The sequence below is a fragment of the Shewanella sp. 125m-7 genome (genome assembly GCF_052977045.1).
Window position 1 is genome coordinate 1 of the sequence record NZ_JBRILQ010000024.1, and the last position, 24,465, is coordinate 24,465.

General features: G+C 43.5%; 19 protein-coding genes and 2 tRNA genes. 14 read left to right on the plus strand and 7 right to left on the minus strand.

Annotation, left to right across the window (positions count from 1 at the left end; all coding sequences use genetic code 11):
• Window position 1 precedes the first annotated feature (1 nt).
• The 11 genes from ACVBIL_RS12160 to gloA all read left to right on the plus strand — a co-directional run bounded on the left by ACVBIL_RS12160 (window position 2) and on the right by gloA (window position 10,160).
• A tRNA-Asn gene (locus ACVBIL_RS12160) sits at window positions 2–77 on the plus strand.
• Between the two features lie 39 nt (window positions 78–116).
• Window positions 117–192, plus strand: a tRNA-Asn gene (locus ACVBIL_RS12165).
• A 147-nt stretch (window positions 193–339) separates the two neighbouring features.
• Complete coding sequence (locus tag ACVBIL_RS12170) at window positions 340–2,256, plus strand: EAL domain-containing protein (RefSeq protein ID WP_447167236.1); 1,917 nt, start codon at window positions 340–342, stop codon at window positions 2,254–2,256.
• Between the two features lie 107 nt (window positions 2,257–2,363).
• Window positions 2,364–2,942: an electron transport complex subunit RsxA gene (rsxA, locus tag ACVBIL_RS12175; protein WP_447167237.1), complete on the plus strand. Its 579-nt coding sequence runs from the start codon at window positions 2,364–2,366 to the stop codon at window positions 2,940–2,942.
• A gap of 2 nt (window positions 2,943–2,944) precedes the next feature.
• The gene (gene rsxB, locus ACVBIL_RS12180; RefSeq protein WP_447167238.1) at window positions 2,945–3,514 is read left to right on the plus strand and encodes an electron transport complex subunit RsxB; all 570 of its coding nucleotides are present in this window, start codon (window positions 2,945–2,947) and stop codon (window positions 3,512–3,514) included.
• Entirely contained in the window at window positions 3,508–6,303 is a 2,796-nt protein-coding gene (gene rsxC / locus ACVBIL_RS12185) for an electron transport complex subunit RsxC (protein WP_447167239.1), read from the plus strand. The genes rsxB and rsxC overlap by 7 nt, the downstream gene beginning before the upstream one ends.
• Before the next feature lie 3 nt (window positions 6,304–6,306).
• Window positions 6,307–7,359 carry an electron transport complex subunit RsxD gene (rsxD, locus tag ACVBIL_RS12190; protein WP_447167240.1) on the plus strand — a complete coding sequence of 351 codons (1,053 nt, stop codon included), beginning with the start codon at window positions 6,307–6,309 and terminating at the stop codon, window positions 7,357–7,359.
• Between the two features lie 18 nt (window positions 7,360–7,377).
• Window positions 7,378–8,016, plus strand: coding sequence for an electron transport complex subunit RsxG (rsxG, locus tag ACVBIL_RS12195; protein ID WP_447167241.1), 639 nt, complete (start codon window positions 7,378–7,380; stop codon window positions 8,014–8,016).
• On the plus strand, window positions 8,009–8,704 hold the full coding sequence (locus tag ACVBIL_RS12200; RefSeq protein WP_447167242.1) for an electron transport complex subunit E: 696 nt from the start codon (window positions 8,009–8,011) through the stop codon (window positions 8,702–8,704). Before rsxG ends, ACVBIL_RS12200 begins: the two co-directional genes overlap by 8 nt.
• A 50-nt stretch (window positions 8,705–8,754) precedes the next feature.
• Window positions 8,755–9,396, plus strand: coding sequence for an endonuclease III (nth, locus tag ACVBIL_RS12205; protein WP_447167243.1), 642 nt, complete (start codon window positions 8,755–8,757; stop codon window positions 9,394–9,396).
• A 353-nt stretch (window positions 9,397–9,749) separates the two neighbouring features.
• Window positions 9,750–10,160 (plus strand): lactoylglutathione lyase, encoded by a 411-nt coding sequence (gloA, locus tag ACVBIL_RS12210; protein WP_447167244.1) that lies wholly within the window; start codon window positions 9,750–9,752, stop codon window positions 10,158–10,160.
• Between the two features lie 65 nt (window positions 10,161–10,225).
• Here gloA and ACVBIL_RS12215 read toward each other — a convergent pair whose 3' ends face one another.
• From ACVBIL_RS12215 to ACVBIL_RS12245, 7 genes are all read right to left on the minus strand, one after another.
• Window positions 10,226–12,838 carry a TonB-dependent receptor gene (locus ACVBIL_RS12215; RefSeq protein ID WP_447167245.1) on the minus strand — a complete coding sequence of 871 codons (2,613 nt, stop codon included), beginning with the start codon at window positions 12,836–12,838 and terminating at the stop codon, window positions 10,226–10,228.
• A 1,087-nt stretch (window positions 12,839–13,925) separates the two neighbouring features.
• Window positions 13,926–14,939: a Holliday junction branch migration DNA helicase RuvB gene (ruvB, locus tag ACVBIL_RS12220; RefSeq protein ID WP_447167246.1), complete on the minus strand. Its 1,014-nt coding sequence runs from the start codon at window positions 14,937–14,939 to the stop codon at window positions 13,926–13,928.
• 9 nt (window positions 14,940–14,948) lie between these two features.
• Window positions 14,949–15,566 carry a Holliday junction branch migration protein RuvA gene (ruvA, locus tag ACVBIL_RS12225; protein WP_447167247.1) on the minus strand — a complete coding sequence of 206 codons (618 nt, stop codon included), beginning with the start codon at window positions 15,564–15,566 and terminating at the stop codon, window positions 14,949–14,951.
• A complete protein-coding gene (gene ruvC, locus ACVBIL_RS12230) occupies window positions 15,563–16,084 on the minus strand; it encodes a crossover junction endodeoxyribonuclease RuvC (protein WP_447167248.1) in 522 nt (173 codons plus the stop codon). Before ruvC ends, ruvA begins: the two co-directional genes overlap by 4 nt.
• 7 nt (window positions 16,085–16,091) lie before the next feature.
• Window positions 16,092–16,835, minus strand: coding sequence for a YebC/PmpR family DNA-binding transcriptional regulator (locus tag ACVBIL_RS12235; protein WP_447167249.1), 744 nt, complete (start codon window positions 16,833–16,835; stop codon window positions 16,092–16,094).
• 198 nt (window positions 16,836–17,033) lie between these two features.
• Window positions 17,034–18,830, minus strand: coding sequence for an aspartate--tRNA ligase (gene aspS / locus ACVBIL_RS12240; RefSeq protein WP_447167250.1), 1,797 nt, complete (start codon window positions 18,828–18,830; stop codon window positions 17,034–17,036).
• 169 nt (window positions 18,831–18,999) lie between these two features.
• On the minus strand, window positions 19,000–21,810 hold the full coding sequence (locus ACVBIL_RS12245; protein WP_447167251.1) for a transporter substrate-binding domain-containing protein: 2,811 nt from the start codon (window positions 21,808–21,810) through the stop codon (window positions 19,000–19,002).
• 149 nt (window positions 21,811–21,959) lie between these two features.
• On the opposite strand from ACVBIL_RS12245, the gene cmoA reads away from it, so the two are divergent.
• From cmoA to ACVBIL_RS12260, 3 genes are read left to right on the plus strand one after another with little or no spacing between them, the layout of a single operon-like run.
• On the plus strand, window positions 21,960–22,691 hold the full coding sequence (gene cmoA, locus ACVBIL_RS12250; protein ID WP_447167252.1) for a carboxy-S-adenosyl-L-methionine synthase CmoA: 732 nt from the start codon (window positions 21,960–21,962) through the stop codon (window positions 22,689–22,691).
• Window positions 22,688–23,680, plus strand: a complete 993-nt coding sequence (cmoB, locus tag ACVBIL_RS12255; RefSeq protein WP_447167253.1) for a tRNA 5-methoxyuridine(34)/uridine 5-oxyacetic acid(34) synthase CmoB — start codon at window positions 22,688–22,690, stop codon at window positions 23,678–23,680. The genes cmoA and cmoB overlap by 4 nt, the downstream gene beginning before the upstream one ends.
• 22 nt (window positions 23,681–23,702) lie before the next feature.
• Window positions 23,703–24,458 (plus strand): ATP-dependent zinc protease family protein, encoded by a 756-nt coding sequence (locus tag ACVBIL_RS12260; RefSeq protein WP_447167254.1) that lies wholly within the window; start codon window positions 23,703–23,705, stop codon window positions 24,456–24,458.
• Window positions 24,459–24,465 lie beyond the last annotated feature (7 nt).

Consider the following 24,465-nt stretch of genomic DNA (forward strand, 5'->3'; position numbering starts at 1 on the left):
TTCCCCTGTAGTTCAGTTGGTAGAACGGCGGACTGTTAATCCGTATGTCACTGGTTCGAGTCCAGTCTGGGGAGCCACTTTGATTTAAGTTGTTATGTTTTAAAGGTTTTCTCAATTCCCCTGTAGTTCAGTTGGTAGAACGGCGGACTGTTAATCCGTATGTCACTGGTTCGAGTCCAGTCTGGGGAGCCAACCTTTCACTTCTTGCTTTATCCTTCCGGTTATAAATTCCCAAACAAATCAACTGCAATAAAACGATAAACCTGTTTATAATAGCCCCAATTAAACCTGTGTAACTCAAATAATGACGAGTTATTGACCGCGTTGAACGGACTCTTTATGGCAACCTCTAAACTTTTTCAGTTGTTTTTAGCTTTACTTTTTTCAGGTCTCACCTTTTTAACTTACCAACATGAAAAGAACAGTTTAACGACCCAAGCCGAGCTGCAGCTGGAGCAATACGTCGTTGCGATTAAGCATGAAAAACAATGGCAAGGACCTGGTGAAGAGCTTTACAATACCCTCAAAAAGAAATTTAGCTTTCAATTTTTCCAGTACATCGACAAATCTGATAGCGGTAATAATTTCACCAAGGGCCAGTTAATCGTTAAACAAAAAACGGATTTAGCTCAATTATTCCCTCTTGAATCTCCTCATACTCAAACGCTTGCAGCCGGAAGGTTACAGGTCAAACTGTCTAACCAAATAACGATTGAGAATGCAGTTGCACAATTTCAAACTCATCTGATTGTGATTTGGGCAACCTTTTTGCTAATCAGTGTCGTTCACCTACTTTTAGGTATTAGGCAGAGAAAAAGTATTCGCTATATTTCACAGTCTATTGAAAGCTTAGCTCACCTTTCTTTCGGTGCAATTGAGCAATCCCGAATAAAAACTGAATATAAAAACATTGGATTGGCGCTTGAGACTGGCAAACGAGTCTTAAAGACAAAAATAGATGGTTTTCATGACGCTCATGAAAAACTGAGTAAAAAAGCCTTTGAAGATCCTATTACTGGTTTTGGAACGCGAGCTCGATTTACTGAAAAGCTCGACGAAATAGGTAAACCCGAGCGTAAAGAAAGCGGTATTTTAGTGGTTATTAGGGCGACTGAATTAGCCACGATTAATCAGATGCATGGCAGAGAAGCGGGAGATGACTACCTTACGCGTATTGCTGACGAAATTAGACGAGCACAGAAAGATTACCCCCAAGCTCAGTGTTATCGGATCTCTACAGCGGACTTTGCCATCGTTATTTCCGAGCTTGGTATTAAACATGCCACCATAATAGCGGAAACACTTAAAACCGCTTTTAATGAGTATCAACAGCAACTTGGCACACCTTCCATTGGTCATATTGGCCTAGTTCCTTATCTTGAAGATAGTGATCCTGTGTCGTTAATGACCTTGGTTGACACCGCAGTTAGCATTGCACAAACCCTAGGCCCCAACAGTTTCCATATTCAAGAGAAATTAACGGGAGGAGAACTTTTTGGCGAGAGTCGCTGGAAAGTGGCAATAAACGATCTATTACGACGTAAAGCGATAACGTTTTATGTGCAAGCGATACGACCATGTCGAAACGATGTTGAATCATACCGTGAGTTACTGTCTCGTTTTTATAACAGCCAAGGTAAGCTACTGCCCACAACTACGGTTATTGCGATGGCTGAACGCCACGGCATGAGCGAAGAGATTGATAAACTCGTCGTACTAAATACTCTGCGTATACTGCTAGCTAATCCCAAACTTAACGGCCTGATTGGCATCAACATAAGCGCAGCATCTGCCACCAATAAAGGCTTCGTCTTTTGGCTAAAAAACATATTGAGCAGACAGAGACAAATCGCCGCACGCTTAGTCTTTGAAGTCAATGAGTCTGGTATGCAAAGCAATCTTAGCGCGACCTATCATTTTATAAATGAGCTACACAGTGTCGGTTCTCGGATCTCGATTGAGCGCTTTGGCTTAGGTTTTACATCGTTTAAGTTTTTTAAAGAGGTCCGTCCTGATTTTATTAAATTAGATCATAGTTATACCCAAGGGATAAGCCAAGACCCACATAATAAGTTCTTTGTTAAAATGATTATCGATATCGCCCGAAAACTGGGTATTCGCGTCATCGCGACCGGAGTCGAAAAGCAAGAAGACAAGCTAATTATGGAGCAGTTACTCATAGATGGGCTACAAGGCTACTATATCGCTAAACCTACACCGTTTATGCAAGGTGAAAAGTCACTAAACCAAGCTTAATACGAGTGATTTATTAAGTAATATTTTATCCCTGCTTTCTATGTGTTGTTAATAACGTAGGAAAAGCCGATAATAGCGCTAATTCTGTCTAAAAAAATTGAATCGAGATGAGTGAATATCTCCTGTTATTGATTGGCACAGTGCTGGTCAATAATTTTGTATTAGTAAAATTTCTTGGTCTATGCCCATTTATGGGGGTGTCTAGTAAACTTGAGTCTGCTATTGGTATGTCAATGGCAACGACTTTTGTACTAACCTTGGCCTCAATTCTGAGCTACTTAGTCAATCAGTACCTCTTACTGCCGTTTGAACTTGGTTATTTGCGCACTATGAGCTTTATTTTGGTGATTGCTGTGGTCGTACAGTTCACCGAAATGTTAGTGCAAAAAACCAGTGCATCACTGCACCGCGCCTTAGGTATTTATCTACCGTTAATTACAACTAACTGTGCTGTTTTAGGTGTTGCCTTGCTAAATATCAATGAAAAACATGGTTTTATTGAATCTGCTATTTTCGGATTTGGTGCTGCAGTTGGATTTTCATTGGTATTGGTACTCTTCTCTGCCATGAGAGAGCGCTTAGCTGCAGCAGATGTTCCTACCCCCTTCAAGGGAGGCGCTATAGCTATGGTCACAGCTGGGCTTATGTCTTTAGCATTTATGGGATTCACAGGGTTGGTTAAATAAACATGTCAGGTATTGTCATCGCTATTGTTGTACTTACAATACTCGCGCTTGTCTTTGGTGTTTTACTGGGATTTGCCGCCGAAAAATTTAAAGTTGAAGGTAATCCGCTCACAGATCAAGTAGAAGCTTTATTACCTCAAACACAATGTGGTCAATGTGGTTACCCGGGTTGTCGCCCTTATGCAGAAGCTATCGCTAATGGCGACAAGATCAATAAGTGTCCGCCAGGTGGGTCCGCCACCATGGAGAAGCTGGCCGATTTGATGGGCGTTGACCCAGAACCGCTCAATGCCACCGAAGCAGTACAGGTCAAAAAAGTTGCCTATATTCGGGAAGATGAATGCATTGGTTGCACCAAATGTATTCAAGCCTGTCCTGTAGACGCCATTTTAGGTTCAGGCAAGTTAATGCATACGGTCATTACTGACTATTGCACAGGTTGTGACTTGTGCGTTGCACCCTGCCCTGTTGATTGTATTGATATGCTACCTGTAGAACAAACCACCAAGACTTGGAATTGGCAACTTAATGCCATCCCTGTTAAGCAGTTGCAAGAGGATAAGTCGTGTTAACTTTATTAGAGCAAATTGATAAAGGAACGCTTTGGCGCTCTCATGGTGGCGTTCATCCTTCTGAATTAAAAACATTATCTAACCAAACTCGTATTGGGAAGCTACCACTTGCTAACCAATACATTTTGCCACTCACCCAAGTTGGTGATAGTGCCCTTTTAGCGGTAAAAGTAGGCGAACGAGTCCTTAAAGGCCAATCGCTCACCACTGGAACAAGTTTTTCATATAGTCCAGTGCATGCCCCCACCTCTGGAACCGTCACCGTTATTAAGCCGATGCCAAGTAACCATGCATCAGGCATTGCTGTTTTGAGCTGTATCATCGAACCTGACGGGCTAGAAGAAGCGCTACAAGTAACTCCGGCAGATCCGCTAAAGCTGACGAATCAAGAGATCCTACACAAAATTCAACAGGCTGGTATTGCGGGCCTTGGCGGCGCCGCGTTCCCGACCCACATAAAATTGAGCCCCGCCAGTGAAATTGAGCTTGTTATTATCAACGGTATTGAATGTGAACCTTACATCACGTCTGATGACCGCTTGATGCGCGAGCATAGCGATGAAATCCTAGCGGGTATCGCGATTATCGAGAAACTTCTCAATCCAAAACGGATTATTATCGCTATCGAAGATAATAAGCCTGATGCTATAGATGCGATGCAACACGCGCTTAATCGCAGCGGTATTGCCGCTAATAGCGCTCGGATCACTGCCGTTCCCACCAAATACCCTTCAGGTGGCGAAAAACAGTTAATACAAATTTTAACGGGTCAAGAAGTGCCATCTGGCGCAATTCCTGCGCAACTCGGTATGCTAGTGCAAAATGTCGGCACGGCTTACGCCATTCAGGATGCCGTGATTAATGGCAACGCGCTAACCCAAAGAGTCGTCACAGTAACGGGGCTAAATAGTCAAACTCCCGGTAACTATTGGCTGCCAATAGGTACGCCGATAACACACATTCTTGATTCGCTCGGTTTTAGTGGCGACTTGGCCAAGGATGAAGTGATTATTGGTGGCCCAATGATGGGGCACTCGTTACCTGATGTGCAGGCGCCAGTGTTAAAGGGGACCAACTGTGTACTCCTTCCTAGTCGTGAAGAGATAGCCGATGATACAGAGGAAAAACCCTGTATTCGCTGTGGAGAATGCGCCGTTGTCTGCCCTGCCCTATTATTGCCACAGCAACTATTCTGGCATGCGAAAGCAGAAGAATACGATAAGGCTGCCAGTTTCAATCTTCATGATTGTATCGAATGCGGCTGTTGTAGTTTCGTATGCCCAAGCGATATTCCGCTGGTCGAATACTACCGTATCGCTAAATCGGCTATACGCACTCAAACCGAAGAAAAGAAACAAGCCGATTTTGCTAAGCAACGCTTTGAAGCGAGACTACAACGCTTAGAAGAAGAAAAGCGAGCGCGTGAAGCCAAGGCTAAAGAAGCTGCAGAACGTCGTAAGAGCACGATGTCAAATACTGACAACAATGCTGTAGCTGAAGCCATGGCGCGCATAAAAGCTAAAAAGGCTGCTGAAATGGCACAAGCTGATGCACCGGTAGAGGGCAAAGAGTTAGCCGAAGTCACGACCTTAGTCGATAAGAAAGCGCAGGTGGCTGCAGCAATTGCCCGTGCCAAAGCGAAAAAAGATAAACAAAGCTCAGAGCTATCTTTAAGCGCTGAGCCACAGGGTGATGCCAATAAAGTAGATGCCGCTCCGGTAAGTACTGCGCCAATAGATGACAAGAAAGCCCAAGTTGCTGCTGCAATAGCGCGTGCTAAAGCAAAAAAAGCCGTTCAAACAGGTGCTGACTCTCAAGCGACTGTTCTTGCCAGCAGTATTGAAAATGACGCTGCGCCAATAGATGACAAAAAGGCAAAAATAGCCGCCGCAATAGCGCGTGCTAAAGCAAAAAAAGCCGTTCAAACAGGTGCCGACTCTCAAGCGACTCACCTTAGCAGCAGCATTGAAAGTGACGCTGCGCCAATAGATGACAAAAAGGCAAAAGTAGCCGCTGCAATAGCGCGTGCTAAAGCAAAAAAAGCCGTTCAAACAGGTGCCGACTCTCAAGCGACTCTCCTTAGCAGCATTGAAAGCGACGCAGCCCCACTTGACGACAAAAAGGCAAAAATAGCCGCCGCAATAGCGCGTGCTAAAGCAAAAAAAACCGTTCAAACAGGTGCCGACTCTCAAGCGACGGACCTTAGCAGCAGTATTGAAAGTGACGCAGCCCCACTTGATGACAAAAAGGCAAAAATAGCCGCAGCAATAGCACGTGCTAAAGCCAAAAAAGCCGTTCAAACAGGTGCCGACTCTCAAGCGACTCACCTTACCAGCAGCATTGAAAATGACGCAGCCCCACTTGATGACAAAAAGGCAAAAATAGCCGCAGCAATAGCGCGTGCTAAAGCCAAAAAAGCCGTTCAAACAGGTGCCGACTCTCAAGCGACTGTTCTTACCAGCAGTATTGAAAATGACGCAGCCCCACTTGATGAAAAAAAGGCAAAAATAGCCGCTGCAATAGCGCGTGCTAAAGCAAAAAAAGCCGTTCAAACAGGTGCCGACTCTCAAGCGACAGCCGTTGATGCAGCGACTGATCTTACAAGCTGTATTGAAAATGACGCCGCCGATAAGCCCAATGTTGATGCAGTTGAAGTGATTGAGTCAGCTACAGCGCAAGCCGAGCGACAAGAGATGACAGTAGAGCAACGTAAAAAAGAGCGTATTGCGGCAACTATTGCTAAGGCAAAAGCCAAAAAAGCTCAAGCACAATTGCAGGAAAAGGAATAAACCATGGCGTTTAAGTTAGCCTCATCACCTCATTTAAAGGTACAGCTTCAAACCCAGACCGTCATGCGCCGAGTCATTTTGTGTGCGTTGCCTGGAATTGCAACTCAGTGCTATTTTTTCGGTTGGGGCGTGTTAATCCAAGTCCTATTAGCCATCGTTGTTGCCTTAGCTGCTGAAGCCGCTGTTTTGGCTCTCCGCAAAAGAGCCATTCTGCCGACCATCAGCGATAACAGTGCTGTTTTAACTGCGGTATTAATTGGTGTAGCCATTCCGCCTATTGCACCTTGGTGGTTAGTCGTTATTGGCACTTTATTTGCGATAGTGCTGGTAAAGCAGCTCTATGGTGGTCTTGGGCAAAATATTTTCAACCCAGCTATGGCCGCCTACGTCATGCTGCTTATCTCGTTTCCTGTACAGATGACAAGTTGGTCAATCCCAACTGCAATTGCACAAAATCCTATGGATATCGGGCTAAGCTTGCAGGCCATTTTCGGTTCAATGTCAGCAGAACAGATAAATCTTTATAAACTCGGTTTTGATGGTCTTGCAATGGCAACGCCGCTCGATACCGTTAAAACCGATTTATCTTTAGGCTTAACCATGTCTGAGAGTTTAAGCAAAGCGGTATTTGCTGATGGCTTTGGCGTAGGTTGGTTTTGGGTTAATATGGCTTATCTCACTGGCGGCTTAATTATGTTAAAGCTAAAGGTGATCCGTTGGCATATCAGTGTGGCTATTTTAGGCTCACTCTTTGTCTGCAGTGGTTTTGGCTACCTGTTAAGCCCTGACACCCATGTCGATCCTTTGATGCAGCTATTTTCTGGCGCAACCATGATTGCGGCATTTTTTATTGCCACCGATCCTGTAACCGCAGCAACAAGTGTTCGTGGTCGATTGATTTTCGGTGCGCTAATTGGCGTGCTTGTTTATGTTATTCGAACCTTTGGCGGCTACCCCGATGCTTTTGCTTTTGCCGTACTACTCGCTAACCTTTGTGCGCCTTTTATTGACTACTATGTCAAACCTCGCGCTTATGGCCACCGTACCGGTAACTGAGTATAAAGAGAGTTTACTTTGAAAAAATCGATGTTGAAAAATGGTTTACTCCTCGGCCTGTTTGCACTTCTATGTACAGGGCTCGTGGCAATTGTTAACCAATTGACCTATGACAAAATTAAGCAGCAAGAACAAATGGAACTTGCACGAGTGCTGCACCAGATTATTCCTGATGAGATGCATGACAATGAGCTTACCGCGCATTGCATTTTGATCGAATCAGCTGAATTTTTGGGCTCTAGCGATGCTCTGCCTGCCTATGTCGCGACTAAAAATGATAAAGGTGTCGCTATTGCGATTGAAGCCATCGCTCCCGACGGTTATAACGGTAATATTCGCATTATTATTGGCATAAGCAGTACTGGCGAAGTTCTTGGAGTACGCACCCTGTCTCATCAAGAAACACCAGGACTCGGTGACAAAATTGAGATTAGAAAATCTGATTGGGTAAAGTCGTTTGATGGATTACAGCTATTATCAGATAAAGACAAGCGCTGGAATGTCAAAAAAGATGGTGGTGATATCGATCAATTTACCGGCGCAACAATCACACCTCGCGCCTATGTAAAGGCAGTAAGGAAAGCGCTGCAGTATTTTAATGCCCATAAAGCACAGCTGTTATCAGCGCCTGCAAATTGTGAGGTTGGAAATGAGTGATTATAAAGAGCTAGCCAAACAAGGGTTGTGGAAAAACAACCCAGGACTAGTGCAACTGCTTGGGCTTTGTCCCTTGCTTGCCGTTACAGCAACATTAACCAATGCGCTAGGTTTAGGTTTAGCGACGATGTTAGTCCTTATCGGCTCTAACATTCTCGTCTCACTGGTACGTGACTTTGTGCCTAAAGAGATCCGTATTCCTGTTTTTGTGATGATTATTGCCGCCTTAGTTACCACTGTGCAATTACTCATTAATGCTTATGCATACGGACTTTATTTATCATTAGGGATCTTCTTACCCCTTATCGTCACCAACTGCGTCATTATTGGCCGTGCCGAGGCTTATGCTTCACGTAATAATGTTGCTAAGTCTGCCTTTGATGGATTAATGATGGGCTTAGGTTTTACACTGGTTCTTTGTATTTTAGGCGCAAGCCGTGAGATCTTAGGCCAAGGCACGCTATTTTATGGTGCCGATCAGTTGTTAGGTGAATGGGCAAAATCGCTAACGATTCAAATCTGGCAGGTTGATACCAGCTTTTTATTGGCTATGCTGCCACCCGGTGCGTTTATTGGTATGGGTTTGCTGATTGCACTTAAAAATGTTATCGACCAATATATCGCTGCAAAACAGCCAAAAACCGAACTTGAAGCGCCAACGCGAGCACGCATTACTAAGGTCAACTAACCTGCCGTAACGAGCACAGCTAATAATAAAAATAATACGGAAAAGTATAAATGAACGCAGAAAAACGTCGCTTGATCTTAGAAAGGCTGAGGGCAAATAACCCTCACCCAGAAACTGAGCTTAAGTTCTCTAGCCCATTTGAGCTGTTAGTTGCGGTGACGTTATCTGCTCAAGCAACCGACGTTAGCGTTAATAAGGCAACCGACAAGCTATTTCCGGTTGCTAATACCGCTCAAGCGATTGCAGCACTTGGAGTTGACGGGCTTAAGCAATATATAAAAACCATTGGCTTATATAACAACAAAGCCATCAATGTGGTTAAAGCCTGCGAGATCTTGGTCGAGAAGTATAACGGTGAAGTGCCTGAAGACAGAGAAGCGTTAGAAGCCCTGCCGGGAGTCGGTCGTAAAACCGCTAATGTGGTACTTAATACTGCCTTTGGTTGGCCTACAATCGCTGTAGACACCCATATTGATAGGGTTTCTAATCGCACTAAGTTTGCTATGGGTAAGAACGTGGTTGAAGTTGAAAATAAACTCTTGAAAGTGGTTCCAGCCGAGTTCAAAGTCGATGTACATCACTGGCTTATCTTACATGGTCGTTATACTTGTATCGCGCGTAAACCACGCTGTGGCAGCTGTATAATAGAAGACTTATGTGAGTTTAAAGATAAGGTTTACCCAGAAGAGTAAAACGCTTAAAAAAATCATGAGTTATAAGCAAATAAAAAGCCGCTATTAGCGGCTTTTTGATATACATGTGTTTAGAACATGCTGATAAAGAAAATAGATAAAGTCACAGCAATAATCGCGCTTAGAGCAAGCGACATTTTTAGTTCGGTTTGCATCAAAATCTCCTTAATTGATTCGGTTAATAGTATAAGAAAAGTGCGATATTCTCAGGCTATTTTCGCGCTTTTGTGATCTAGATACTGACTAAAGAAATTGATCTAGCGCAATTTTACAAAAAGTGTTTAATCACCTTCTTAATTCTTAATATTAACCGATATACTGGGCACATAAAAAACTTAACCCTAGGATATAAAATGGCACAACTACTACACACCATGCTTCGCGTAGGCAACCTTGAGCGCAGTATTGAGTTTTACACCAACATTTTAGGCATGAAATTACTCAGACAAAGCGAAAACAGCGAATATAAGTACACCTTGGCTTTTGTTGGCTATGACGACGAGTCTACAGGTAGCGCGGTTATAGAGTTAACTTATAACTGGGGCACTGAAACTTACGATCATGGTAATGCATTTGGCCATATTGCCATTGGTGAAGAGGATATCTATGCTCGCTGTGAAGCGATTCGCGCTGCTGGCGGAAAAGTCATTAGGCCTGCAGGCCCTGTTGCTGGCGGCAGTACTGAAATTGCGTTTGTAGAAGATCCTGATGGTTATAAAATTGAATTTATTCAGATGAGTTCAGCGCAGAAAGGTTTAGGTTAAGCGGTATTTTTGACAATAAAAAAGCGCCTTTCGGCGCTTTTTTTAGATCAAATAGCGAGTGCTATTTAGAAGTTCATGGTTACACCAGCAAAGAATGTACGACCGATAACGTCGTATACTTCAGGTACTGTACCGCCGTCACTGCCGTTAGAGACTTTTGATGGCTCTTCATCAGTAAAGTTCTTAACGCCTGCCGTTAGCATCCAAGCATCGTTGATGAAGTATGATGCTGATAGGTTGTGGTAAAGAACTGAACTAACATCATCAACTTTAGCTACACCGCCAGATGTATAATGGTCTTCCATTTCACCGATATAACGGTTGAAGTACATTACGCTCCAGTCATCTTGACTTGCTTTGATGGTGAAGTTGTTACGTACTTTTGCGTAAGCACCAAAGTTACCATCGATGGTTCCAGTATAATCAATACCATCTTGCTCAAAATTAAGCAGGTAAGTGGTATCGTTACTGATAACCCAATCAAGATTTAACGCTTCGAAGTTATACGCTAGGTTAAAGTCAAGACCACTAGTATCTTGGAAACCAACGTTAGTCAGTGAGTTGCTCAAATCATCTAAATTTCCATTCTCACCGATTTGGAATGCAATACATGCACTATCATCACCAATACCCTGTGTTTGATAAGCGTGGCATGAATTCAGGCCTGCTTGCGTATCAAGGCGGGTAATTGCGTTCTTCACTTTAAAGCGCCAGTAATCAAGAGTTAACGACAATCCTTCAACATAGCTTGGTGAGTAAACTAAACCTGCCGTGTATGATTCTGACTCTTCAGGCTGTAGATCTTCATCTGAGGTATAATTAACAAGGATCTGTGGATCTTGTTCTTTACCCCATGGATCTTTTAGGTAATCGAATGAACCTGAGTTACCACCATATAGCTCACTCACGCTTGGTGCACGGAAACCTGTTGCTGCTACAGTACGAAGCATTAAGTCATCAGTTGCTTCATAAGTAAGACCGATCTTCCAAGTAGATGCGTTACCAAATGTTGAGTAATCATCAAAGCGTAGTGCGAACTCACCAGTTAGCTTATCAGTAAAGGGTACGCTCACTTCTTGGAATACAGAGATAACGTTGTAGCTACCATCTGTTGGATCTTGTTGAGCTGATGTACTATCGCCATCTTGTACAATTTGATCAGGAGTATAGTAACCACTTTCATAACGGTATTCGGCACCGATTGCGAATGCTACTGCACCTGCATCTAGGTCAAATAGCTCGCCATTAAGACCTGCAGAGAAAACGTGTTGCTCGTTACCACCATCAGCTTCTTCCGTGTAACTTACTCCATCAAGAACATCTTGGTCAGTAATAGGTTGGCCGCTGAACCAAACATCTTGATTTTCATAAATTGACTGCGTCATCAATTTACCGTTGATTGAGTTTTCAACTGCTGTCTTAGCCTTGTTGTTACCGTAGGTATACGATGCATCCCAGTTCATGCCAGTATTGATGTCTAACGAACCTTCAAGGCCAGCTGAAACACGCCATGTATCTGTATCTTGAGTATAGACACGAGGGCCTACATCATTCATACGTTTTCTGTAGTTAATCTCACCATTTTCATCAGCAACAATTCCACCAGCTGCCATTGCAGATGTAATTTCAACACAGGTAACTTCGTCTTGGCCTGGCTCACAGACATCTAGCTGTAAATTGGCTGGTTGCGGAGCTAACTGTTGGTTTGACTTACGCTTGGTGTATAGAATATCACCAGTCATTACGATGTCATCGCCTAACTCTTGGGTCATGTTAGCGAATAAGCTGTAACGTTTATTTGGTGTTTGGTAGAAGCTATCTTGGGTGAAATCATAACCTTCAGGTTGAGCAACCCATTCACTGCCATTATAATTTTTAACTTCTTGTTTGATATTACCGTCTTCATCAAGAACAGGATTACCGTTTTCATCCAGTTTATTACCTACGATACCGCCTTGTGGTGTAAACGAGCTATTACCAGGATCTGTCCAATCACGATCTGATTGAACAACGCCACGACGCTCTGAGTATGCGGCACCAAACGTATAGTTACCCGTATCGGTATTAAAACCGTAAAGTGCGCTGATCTCACCGTTCTCGCCATCACTCTTATCGGTCATGCCACCAGTGACATCAACTTGAAAACCTTCAAAATCTTTCTTAGTAATGATGTTAACCACACCAGCGATAGCATCAGAGCCATACACTGCAGATGCACCATCTTTTAAAATTTCAACGCGGGCAATCATTGCGACTGGGATAGCATTAAGGTCAACAGCACTATCGGCACCCGAACCAGAGTTCACCATACGGCGACCGTTAAGCAAAACTAATGTACGTTGCGAGCCCATACCACGTAGATCAACCTGTGCAACACCGTCTGCTCCATTGTTTGTACTAGAACCAACAGCTTTACCACCCATAGATGTTTGTGCCTGTAGCAGTTCATCAACTGATGTAAATCCTTCAGCACGAATTTCAGCAGCATTAATCACGGTCACTGGCGATGCTGTTTCCATGTCTTGACGTTGAATACGGGAGCCGGTTACTGCAATGCGTTCTACATCGGCACCAGTTTCTTCAGCAAAGGCTGTATTTGATACGGTAAATGCAGTGGTAGAAACCGAAGCGATTAAGCCAAACTTTATCGCAGAGGCCAATTTAGATGGTCTGTTCATTTGTAGTACTCCCTAACCTAATTATTTTTATATACGTCATTTGTTATTTCTGACGTTGGTATCGATACTGCATTTTCACGTTTATGCCGTCAATCGAGCAATTTATTAACCATTGACGATATTGTGTTAATAAAATTAAACCCAAAAGTTACACTTGTGATTTACACATCCCTACACCAATGTGCACAACATCACATGCCAGTTTAATTAACCATAAACACACAATTAAACAGGTTAATAATCCAAAATGAGTGCAACTTTTTATTAACCAGCCCAAAAGGCATAAATGTGACGCGTATCACACTTTTGGGCGGGTTAGTTTAGTAAGAACAAGCGATTTAGTGCGATTTTTTAGAAGTTGCTCAAGTTTTTTATTAACGTTCTAGGGTAGTGATCAGCTTAGGTTCAGCAACGGAGTAGAGCAGAATTTGGAAATGTGACGAAATGTTACATCTAGGGGGCACCCATTCGAACTGAATATATCCTATAGGCAATGTCTTCAAGATATGGCTCCGCTCACTTTAAAAAGAAGTCGGTGTGCTTGTATCAATCGTACTTAATAGCAGTTCCAAGTCTCAAAAGCTTCAATTAAAACTGACTCGTTGAGGAAAGGGTTATTCCCTTTTAAGTCTGCGCACCGTAGAAGTGAAGTGCCTAAGTGACCCACTATGTACGGCTGATGTACAAAGCCAATTGCCCCCTCTGTATATCGTTAGATAGGCTTCAACAAACCATTCAGCTACGGGTTAGCGATTTAAAAAACAAAGAGTAAATCCCGAGGATGCGCGCAAAATTAGACTTGAAATTGAAATTGGAGTTGGAGTTGGAGTTGGAGCTGGAGTTGAAATTGGAGTTGAAATTCGAGTTGGAGGTGGAGTTGGAGGTGGAGTTGGAGTTGAAATTAGATTTTGAATAAACACTATAGATATTCATTAAGAACACAGAGCAGTATAGGCACGGAGACTGTAACTAACTTTGTCTAACTGCCTCTATTAATTAAACAGGAACCGTGCCTGCCATCGCCTCACGGTTCCTAATGATTAAAACCAATTACTAATTACTGATGATTAATGCTGATGACTAATGCTTAGGCTTCAGGCTTAATCATATTAAAGTGATTATAAGCTCTTGGGGTCGCAATGCGCCCTCTTGGCGTTCTTTGTATAAAGCCTTGCTGGATCAAAAATGGCTCAAGCACATCTTCAATCGTTTCGCGCTCTTCACCAATAGCAGCGGCTAAGTTATCAAGGCCAACGGGACCGCCCATAAACTTATCGATAATCGCCAGCAATAACTTTCTATCCATGTAATCAAAGCCTTCGGCATCAACATCGAGCATATCGAGTGCCTCGTCTGCGATTGCTTTTGTCACTGCGCCGCTGTGTTTAACCTCAGCAAAATCTCGTACGCGTCTAAGTAGACGGTTGGCGATACGCGGCGTGCCACGCGAGCGCTTTGCAATTTCAATCGCACCATCATCATCGATCTCAAGCCCCATCACCTTGGCTGAACGCGATACAATACTGGATAAGTCTTTAACGTTATAAAACTCAAGTCTTAACGGAATACCAAAACGAGCTCTTAACGGCGAGGTTAACGCGCCTGCTCGTGTTGTCGCACCAACTAAGGTAAACGGTGGCAAATCGAGTTTTATTGAACGCGCCGCTGGCCCTTCACCAATCATGATGTCCAGCTGATAATCTTCCATTGCCGGATAGAGGATCTCCTCAACCACAGGGCTTAAACGATGAATTTCATCAATAAACAGCACATCATTAGGTTCAAGGTTGGTTAACAGCGCCGCTAAATCACCCGCCTTTTCAAGTACAGGGCCTGAGGTAGATTTAATATTAACCCCCATTTCATTAGCAACAATCATCGCCAATGTGGTTTTACCTAGGCCTGGAGGGCCATAAATCAGCATATGATCTAATGCTTCACCGCGATTTTGTGCCGCTTGAATAAAGATCTTTAGCTGCGCGCGGGTATCATCTTGGCCAGTATACTCATCGAGCATCTTCGGGCGCATGGCGCGATCAACGGCTTCAATTTCATCGCGCTCTATTATATTGGGTTGTATGAGTCGGTCAGCTTCAATCATCTATATTCCTTAAAGCATCGATTTCAATGCAGATTTAATCAGCGTCTCTGAACTCATGCCATCGGTATAAACCGATGACACCGCTTTACTCGCCTGTGCAGGTTTATAACCCAAAGACAGTAATGCTGCGATAGCATCCTCTTCTGCTGTATTGACCACTACTGGCGCCTTGTAATTCGATTGCAACATAAACTCACGCTCTGAGCCTACAGAAGCTTCCATCAAGCTCTTTAATTTATCGCGCATTTCAACTAATAAGCGCTCTGCCGTTTTCTTACCCACACCCGGCAATTTTACCAGTGTGGCTATATCGTCACGTTCAACACAGGCGACAAACTCACCCGCGGTCATACCCGATAAAATCGTTAATGCTAATTTAGGGCCGACACCGTTTGCCTTAATCAATAATCTAAATAGACTTCTTTCTTGTTTAGATACAAAACCATAGAGTAACTGCGCATCTTCTCTTACAATAAAGTGAGTATAAATAACCGCTTCTTGACCCAGTTCAGGTAGCTCAAAAAAACTGGTGAGCGGCATTTGGATCTCATACCCTACTCCAGAGACATCAACCAGCACCTCTGGTGCTTGTTTCTCAATTAATAATCCGCGTATACGACCTATCATTTATATCGTCCATATGTTCTTACGCTGGCTCTGCCGCTAAGGGCGGCCAAACTTTGGCTAGTATGATAATGACACACAGCCACACCTAGCGCATCTGCCGCATCTGCTTGCGGCGCACTGGGCAGTTTCAGTAATTGCTGGATCATGTGTTGCACTTGTGATTTTTGCGCACGGCCGGTACCGACTACCGCACTTTTTATTTGTGTCGCGCTATATTCTGCAACGGGTAAATTGGCCGCGGTTGCTGCAACGATTGCCGCTCCACGCGCTTGTCCTAGTTTTAACGCCGAATCCGCATTTTTTGCCATAAACACGCGTTCAATAGCAAACTCATCGGGTTGGTATTGCCTAATAATCTCGGACAATCCATCAAAAATTTCTTTTAATCGAATAGGAAGTTCATCAGAACTTGTTCGAATACAACCACTTCCAACATAAACCTGTTGGCGACCAACGCAGTTAATTACGCCGTAACCTGTGATCCGAGAACCTGGATCAACTCCCAAAATTATTGCCATATAAGCTCTATTCCAGACCTTCCATCACTTGTTCAGAAATATCTGCATTATGGTAGACCTCTTGTACGTCATCATGATCTTCTAAATTATCAATAAGACGTAAAAACTTAGGTGCCGTATTGGCATCTAAATCTGCTTTCGTCGAAGGCACCATAGTGACCTCGGCATTAATAGACTCAAGCCCAGCGCTATCGAGGGCATCTTTTACGCGGCCAAAATCTTCTGGCGACGTTAGCACATCAATTGAACCATCTTCATGAGTCACTACATCTTCAGCGCCAGCTTCTAGTGCGGCATCCATCACGGTATCTTCATCGACACCTTCGTAGGAGATAATACCTTTTTTATCAAAAAGGTACGCTACCGAGCCATCGGTGCCTAAGTTTCCACCAGACTTACTAAACGCATTTCGAACGCCAGATACGGTGCGATTCTTATTGTCAGTCATGGTTTCTACTAGTACAGCGGTGCCGCCGGGGCCATAACCTTCATAGATAATAGTTTCCAGCACCTGTCCATCGAGCTCACCAGCGCCGCGCTTAATGGCGCGTTCAACGGTATCACGCGTCATATTGTTAGAAAGAGATTTATCGATAGCAGCACGTAAACGTGGATTTGAATCAGGGTCTGAACCACCTTCTCGAGCCGCTACGGTGAGCTCGCGAATAAACTTAGTGAATAGTTTGCCTCGCTTTGCATCTTGAGCCGCTTTACGGTGCTTAATATTGTCCCATTTACTATGTCCTGCCATGCCTATCTCCTCAATACATTCTTATAAACGACCTGCTTAACTCGTTAACCACTGCCTGTTTGCTCAATAACCAAGTGACTTTGATCGTGAGTTGCTTTGATAAAAAAGTCTTTTATATAAGCTGCTTTGATAAAAATCACTTGGGTATATTTGATCAAAAAAAAGCCGAGTCTTAACTCGGCTCTTAATTACGCTTTATTATTCCGCGTCTTTTGTTTCAGACTCTTTAGCTTCTGCTTCTACAACGCCGATTCCAAGCTCTGCCAGTTGTACAGGGTTTGCAAAACCTGGAGCATTCGTTAACGGACAAGCTGCAGTTGTCGTTTTAGGGAACGCCATTACATCGCGAATTGAGCTAGTACCTGTCATCAACATGATGATACGGTCAAGGCCAAAAGCCAAGCCAGCATGCGGTGGTGTGCCATAACGTAAAGCTTCTAACAAGAAGCCGAACTTCTCACTCGCTTCTTCATCATTAATACCTAGAATTCTAAATACTGCAGACTGCATCTTGCTGTCATGAATACGAACCGAACCCCCACCTAACTCACAACCATTTAACACCATGTCGTAAGCATCAGAGATAGCACCGATTGGATTCGCTTCTAGCTCTTCTGGCGTCATGTTGCTTGGCGCTGTGAATGGGTGATGCATTGCATGCAGTCCACCATCAGATGTGCGTTCAAACATTGGGAAGTCGACAACCCAAAGTGGTTTCCAGTCGCCTTGTAGCAAGTCAAAATCTTCGCCCGCTTTTAGACGTAGTGCGCCCATAGCTTCAGCAACGATATTGGCTTTATCTGCACCAAATAGGATTAGATCGCCCGTTTGCGCGCCAGTGCGTTCAAGTAGCGCGGTAACCACATCTTCACTTAGGAACTTAAGTACTGGAGACTGAATGCCTTCCATGCCCTTATCAAGGTCATTAACCTTCATCCAAGCTAGACCTTTCGCGCCATAGATAGTGACATACTTAGCGTATTCATCTAACTGTTTACGTGACAGCTTAGCGCCGCCAGGAATGCTTAATACTGCAACACGACCTTCAGGATCGTTTGCTGGGCCATTAAAGACGGCAAACTCAACGTCTTTAACGATATCAGCAACATCAATCAATTCAAGCGGGTTACGTAAATCTGGCTTATCTGAACCGAAACGACGCATCGCTTCTTCGAACGTCATTTTAGGGAACTCACCTAAATCAACGTTTAATAGCTCAAGGAACAAGCCACGTACCATCTCTTCCGTCTTCGCCATAACTTGATCTGAAGTCATGAAAGACGTTTCGATATCGATTTGAGTGAATTCTGGCTGACGGTCAGCACGTAAATCTTCATCACGGAAACACTTAACGATTTGATAGTAGCGATCGAAACCTGACATCATCAACAGCTGCTTAAATAGCTGTGGTGACTGTGGTAAAGCAAAGAACTGACCTTTATAAGTACGACTTGGGACTAAGTAGTCACGCGCACCTTCTGGAGTTGCTTTGGTTAAGATAGGTGTTTCGATATCTAAGAAACCGTTACCGTCTAGGAAACGTCTTACCGCACTGGTCACCTTAGAACGGAAGATAATGCGCTCAGCCATTTCAGGGCGACGCAAATCTAAATAGCGATACTTAAGACGTTGCTCTTCAGTATTGTGCTGGTTTTTGTCCATGTTGATTGGTAGTGGCGCAGAGCTATTTAAAATCGTTAGCGCTAAACCTAAAATCTCAACCTCACCAGTACGCATATCTGCGTTCACTTGGTTGTCGGGTCTCGCTCTTACAAGGCCTTTAATCTGAACACAAAATTCGCTGCGTAGCGTGCTTGCAACATCAAAAACTTCTGGAAGGTCTGGATCATAAACAACTTGAACAATACCTTCTCTATCACGAAGATCGAGAAAAACAACGCCGCCTAAATCTCGGCTGCGATTAACCCAACCCACTAGGGTCACTTCTTGACCAACGTGAGACTTATTGACGTCTCCACAATAATGACTGCGCATTTAACTCTTTCCTTTATTCCGCAAAGCGATGCTTGAGGATCTGGTTCAAAATAAGACAAAGCGGCATTATAGAGAACTATTGCCGTTTTCCAAATAACTTCTCGCTCGGTCGGCTAACTATCAATCAATTTAGGTTAAAAATTAATTGGTTCTGCTTATCTTAGCAAAACTAGCTACTTCTATATGCCCTGCCGCCCGCATTTTTAGCATGATACATACGTGTGTCTGCGGTTTTCAATAGTGTATCGATACTATCTCCATCATTTGGATAGACAGCGATACCTATGCTGGCCGATACAGATAAGGTTTGTTCACTTATGACAAAGGGCTCAGATAAACTATTTAATAAGTTTTCTGCCACGTCACACACTGATTTTATATCATGAATATCATTTAAAATAATCACAAACTCATCACCGCCCAAGCGTCCAACCGTATCAGAGCGGCGAATACCCATAGTTAAAACCTTGCTAACATGCAGTAAATACTCATCACCGGCATGGTGGCCAAATCTATCATTAATTTGCTTAAATCCGTCTAAATCGATGAAGATCACTGCAAACTGGGCGGTACCACGGCTATGGAGCAAAATTGCCTGTTCGAGCCTGTCTTCAAGCAAGCTACGATTAGGTAACTGTGTCAGACTATCGTGCTTAGCAAAATGTGCCATTTTATTCTCAGCCTCAATACGCCTAGCAATCTCTTTGCGTAAACGCCGATTTGCCAGTAAAGCAGCCACTATGACGACACTCAATATAACAAAGACTAAAATACCTAGCTTTAAGTTTCTTTCATACTCTTCACGACCAAATTCTATCGTCTGTGACACCCACTTTTCATGGATCTGCTGTTGTCGAGTCGCATCTATGTTAGCCAGCACGGCATTGATTAGCGGCAGTAGAGCCTTGTTGCTATTATGTACCCCGATATGACTGCGCTGCTCAGCAAAATCAACTAACATCGACATCTGCAAACTCGAAAACTCACCACTGCGAATATCACTGCTGAGATTAATCACCTTATCGATAAACACATCCGCCTTGCCTTGGCTGACCGCACGTAAACCGGCAGTGCTATTCGGCACTACAATCAATTTTAGACTGGGGTACTTTCGCATCAGTTCACCGACAATATGATAGCCTTCGATAACTGCGATTCGCTGACCACTGAGCTCATCTAAACTAAAAACATTCACGCTATTTAATGACGTTACAAGTCCCCATGGAGATGGCCAATAAGAGTCTGAAAAGCCCAATTGGAACTTCCGCTCTGGAGTCATGGCGACACTGCCAGCCATATCAACAGCACCAGAAACCAGGGCATCGAGCAAACTTTGCCATTCATCAAATGCCACTGGCTGTATATTCAAACCGAGTTCTTCACCTATGATGCCCATAACGTCGCTATTGATCCCTGCATACTCACCCTCTTCAACAAACTCCATGGGATGCCAATTGCGTAAAAAACCAACTTTAATAGGGCCAGTTTCATTAATTAACTGCTGCTGTTCTGAGGTTAAATGGATCTGGATCTCTTGATTGTTATAGATCCTGTCTTCAGGGTTTAACATCCACTTTCGTTCGATGTTAGCCAGCTCTAAATTCGACATCTGCTGGAAGCCCGCGGCAATGCGCTCCGCAAACCCCACATCACCATGTCGATTTAACACATATAATTGGGTTTTGAACGCTAGCGCTTCATATTGATGAAATTGATCCCAGCTCTGACTCAGTAACAGATAATGTTGCGTCCATGCTCCAGCGGCAACGAAGGCGCTAATATCTCCTAGCTTGGCAGCTTCTATCATGCTATCCACAGAATTAAAGTAACGAATGGACGTGTCTGGTAGCGCGTCAATGAGCTCCTGTAAATAAGGCGATGTTGCGGAAACACCAACCTTCTTACCTTGTAATTGTTCAAGGTTTTTTAGCGGTTGCTGATAGGAAAACAAACGACTCGTGACGCTATATATATTATGCGCCCGGTTAAGGCCTGTTTGCATTGCGTCGCTCTCAGGATAGGCTAATTGTACATCAGCAATACCGCGTTTTACGTTGTCTATGCTTTGCTTCATGCTTCCCGGTACAAAGCGGATCGGTAAGCCCGTTTTTTCGGACCAAAGTTGCCAGATATCAACCAATAAACCATGAGGTAACCCATCGGTGCCGATATCAGCATAAGGGCCCACACCTGTTTGCATCGCAATAACGATATCGTTCTGATAACGCTGATCACCTAACCATTGGTGAACATACTGTTCAATAACATCCGGTTTTATCGCCGCAAACCCTTGTGCCACTTTTTGCGCTAACCGCTGATTCGCTTTATTAAATGCAGGATAGATAAATAGTTCAGATATAGGCTTACGATTTTCTATAGGAAATTTTATCGATACAGCATCATTAATTTGGCTTTCTCGTAAAAATCCTTCTAAGCCGACAAACACTAGGACCTCTTCGTTTACGACGGCTTTTAATAATTCGGTACGGCTGTCAAAATAACTGAACGTCAAATTGGGCTCTTGTTGCTTTAAAATCTCTATTTGTGCCGCACCTTGCACTACGCCAATTTTATACGGACGTAGATGAGCCAATGTTTCAGGTTTAGGTAACTGGTAATTAACATAAAGAAAGCTATTTACACTGGCAATCTTGGGCGCAAAAATTAGCTGCTTTTCTCTGGTCACCGTTTTGGCCATGCCTATATGGACATCCGCCCTCGCCTGTTTAACACTTTCGACGGAGTCAACCCAGTCTGCTGGCTTAAATATCACTTTGGTATTGGTTTGTTCCGACCACTTCCGCCAAATATCGACCAAAAGCCCACTCGGTTGATTACTTTCATCAATAAACTGAAACGGGTAAGTGTCATTGCTCATCGCGATAACGATGGCAGGCTCTTCCTTGACCGTATCTGAAAGGGTTGGAAATGCGACAAACATAGTTGCCAAAGTGAGCAACAAACAAGTGATAGTTTTCAATTACATTTCCCAAAAGGTTAAATTTGTGAGCACATTTTGTTTTATTATTGCTATTAGACAAAATTTTATGAGTAAATTCCAGTACTAGTCTTGCTGCTTACTAAGATGATTAGCTAGAATGAAGTGTTGAACTCCCACTATTTGATCACATGAACACTTCTACAGATAATCTCTTTGCCAAGCCTTATGAACAAGTCAGCGATTTTCAGTTCGATGACAAAGTTGCCGGTGTCTTTAATGATATGATTAGGCGCTCAGTTCCAGGTTATGGACAAATCATCAATACCATTGGTGATCTCGCACAAAAGTATGCTACGCCTAATACCAAAATTTATGATTTAGGTTGCTCGTTAGGCGCTGCAACCTTAAGTATTCGCAGACGAGTTGAAGGTCGTAATTGTCAGATCGTCGCGATAGATAACAGCGAATCTATGATTGAGCGCTGTAATGAGAATCTATCGGCTTATGTTAGCGAAACTCCTGTTGAGTTAATCTGTGGCGATATTCGTGACATAAAAATAGAAAATGCATCTTTGGTAGTACTCAATTTCACCATGCAGTTCCTTTCTCCTGATGATCGTGAAAGCTTACTCAAGAATATTTACCAAGGTCTGATCCCTGGCGGTTTACTTATTTTGTCTGAAAAACTTTACTTTAAAGAAGATAAAATCCAATCAACTTTGGATGATTTACACCTCGATTTCAAAAGAGCAAATGGTTACAGTGAGTTAGAGATCAGTCAAAAACGTAGTTCATTAGAAAACGTGATGAAACCTGATACACTAACAGAACATGAGAATCGGATCAGGTCTCAGGGGTTTAGCCAGTTCAGCGTTTGGTTTCAGTGTTTTAATTTTGCATCAATGGTGGCAATTAAGTGATTAGCTTTAGCTCTTTCTATAAACAAATTTCCGACTCAAGCCTACAGCATTGGCTTGAGACACTTCCGTCTATTCTCGGCCAATGGCAGCGAGAGCATAAGCACGGGTCACTCCCCAAGTGGGAGAAAGTACTCAATAAACTGCATTATCCACAAGCTGACATCATCGACTTTAAAACCAGCGTAAAAATTGGTTCAGGCGAGCAGCTAAGTGATGGTGAAAGAGAAAAACTAGAAAACCTATTAGCTCTTTTCAAACCTTGGCGTAAAGGCCCCTACTCACTTCATGGCGTCGAAATTGATACAGAATGGCGCTCAGACTGGAAATGGGAACGCGTGGTACCGCATATTTCGCCATTAGCAAACCGTACAGTCTTAGATGTGGGCTGTGGTAGTGGTTACCATATGTGGCGTATGCTAGGCGAAGGCGCGAAACATGTGGTGGGCATTGATCCGTCACCACTATTTATGTGCCAATTTGAAGCCGTTAAACGCTTAGCAGGCAATGAACATCCCGTTCATTTCTTACCACTTGGTATTGAAGAGTTACCTCCTTTAGATGCATTCGATACCGTATTTTCGATGGGGGTGCTATATCACCGCCGTTCGCCTATCGATCACATTTATCAACTCCGAGATCAACTCCGCACAGGTGGAGAGCTTGTACTTGAAACCTTAGTTATCGATGGTGATGAAAACACGGTTCTCGTGCCAAAAGATCGCTACGGTAAAATGAACAATATATGGTTCTTACCTTCGGTCGACGCATTGATGCTTTGGTTAAAGAAGTGTGATTTCACCGACATACGTTGTGTCGATGTTGATGTTACATCACTTGCCGAGCAAAGAAGCACACAGTGGATGCCGAATGAGTCGTTAGTTGATTATTTAGATCCTAATGATGTTAGCCTTACAGTTGAAGGCTATCCAGCCCCCAAACGGGCTACGATTATAGCCACCAAAAATCAGCCAAATAAAGATTTGATCTAGCAAATAGTAAATGGGAAGCACTATGTTTAAGCAGATAATTTGTATTGCCGCAATCACAACCGCCATTTCTGGTTGTGCAATGACCAAAGAACCTAACGCACCAACACCTGTTGATGTCACGGTGCTAGAAGCTAGTTTAACCAAACAAGAAAGCAATATACTGGCTGCAATCGATACCTGCAATCAAGCTCAGGCTGCTGGCCTGGCATCGCTGACGACTCAAATTGATCAGCTCAATAGCAAAATTGCTGAGCTTGATGTTAAAGAAGAGCCCGCTGTGGTTCCGGTTATCGCGCCAGTAAAGTGCCCAGCTTCACCTATTGGTGGCAAGTTTATGCTAGGTGCTATCGAAAACGTTTATATTGATGAACTTAAAGCAAGCTTTGATACTCGAATCGATACTGGAGCAGAGTCGTCTTCACTGGATGCGCGTAATATCATTTTATTTGAAAGAGATGGCAGCCAATGGGTACGATTCGACGTCTTTACCCAAGGTGATAAACAACCCGCTCAAACATTTGAGTCTAAAGTCGAGCGTTTTGTACGCATCAAGCAAGACGTAGATGAAAATAGTGATCGTCGCCCGGTTATTCATGCCCATCTCCAAATCGGCCCATACAAAGCAGAAACCGATCTTAACCTGAGTGACCGTAGTAACTTACAATACCCACTCTTACTTGGGCGCAAGTTTATGCAAGACATCGCTGTTGTCGATGTTGGACAAACCTATATCCACGGAAAAAAACAAGACGCTCAGCCGTCTAAAACGAAAAAATAGGATTAGT

What these genes read in the sequence shown, in the direction of transcription:
- ACVBIL_RS12170 (WP_447167236.1), top strand. Translation starts at nt 340, where the DNA reads ATGGCAACCTCTAAACTTTTTCAGTTGTTTTTAGCTTTACTTTTTTCA.
- rsxA (WP_447167237.1), top strand. Translation starts at nt 2,364, where the DNA reads ATGAGTGAATATCTCCTGTTATTGATTGGCACAGTGCTGGTCAATAAT.
- rsxB (WP_447167238.1), top strand. Translation starts at nt 2,945, where the DNA reads ATGTCAGGTATTGTCATCGCTATTGTTGTACTTACAATACTCGCGCTT.
- rsxD (WP_447167240.1), top strand. Translation starts at nt 6,307, where the DNA reads ATGGCGTTTAAGTTAGCCTCATCACCTCATTTAAAGGTACAGCTTCAA.
- ACVBIL_RS12200 (WP_447167242.1), top strand. Translation starts at nt 8,009, where the DNA reads ATGAGTGATTATAAAGAGCTAGCCAAACAAGGGTTGTGGAAAAACAAC.
- nth (WP_447167243.1), top strand. Translation starts at nt 8,755, where the DNA reads ATGAACGCAGAAAAACGTCGCTTGATCTTAGAAAGGCTGAGGGCAAAT.
- gloA (WP_447167244.1), top strand. Translation starts at nt 9,750, where the DNA reads ATGGCACAACTACTACACACCATGCTTCGCGTAGGCAACCTTGAGCGC.
- ACVBIL_RS12215 (WP_447167245.1), bottom strand. Translation starts at nt 12,838, where the DNA reads ATGAACAGACCATCTAAATTGGCCTCTGCGATAAAGTTTGGCTTAATC.
- ruvB (WP_447167246.1), bottom strand. Translation starts at nt 14,939, where the DNA reads ATGATTGAAGCTGACCGACTCATACAACCCAATATAATAGAGCGCGAT.
- ruvA (WP_447167247.1), bottom strand. Translation starts at nt 15,566, where the DNA reads ATGATAGGTCGTATACGCGGATTATTAATTGAGAAACAAGCACCAGAG.
- ruvC (WP_447167248.1), bottom strand. Translation starts at nt 16,084, where the DNA reads ATGGCAATAATTTTGGGAGTTGATCCAGGTTCTCGGATCACAGGTTAC.
- ACVBIL_RS12235 (WP_447167249.1), bottom strand. Translation starts at nt 16,835, where the DNA reads ATGGCAGGACATAGTAAATGGGACAATATTAAGCACCGTAAAGCGGCT.
- aspS (WP_447167250.1), bottom strand. Translation starts at nt 18,830, where the DNA reads ATGCGCAGTCATTATTGTGGAGACGTCAATAAGTCTCACGTTGGTCAA.
- cmoA (WP_447167252.1), top strand. Translation starts at nt 21,960, where the DNA reads ATGAACACTTCTACAGATAATCTCTTTGCCAAGCCTTATGAACAAGTC.
- ACVBIL_RS12260 (WP_447167254.1), top strand. Translation starts at nt 23,703, where the DNA reads ATGTTTAAGCAGATAATTTGTATTGCCGCAATCACAACCGCCATTTCT.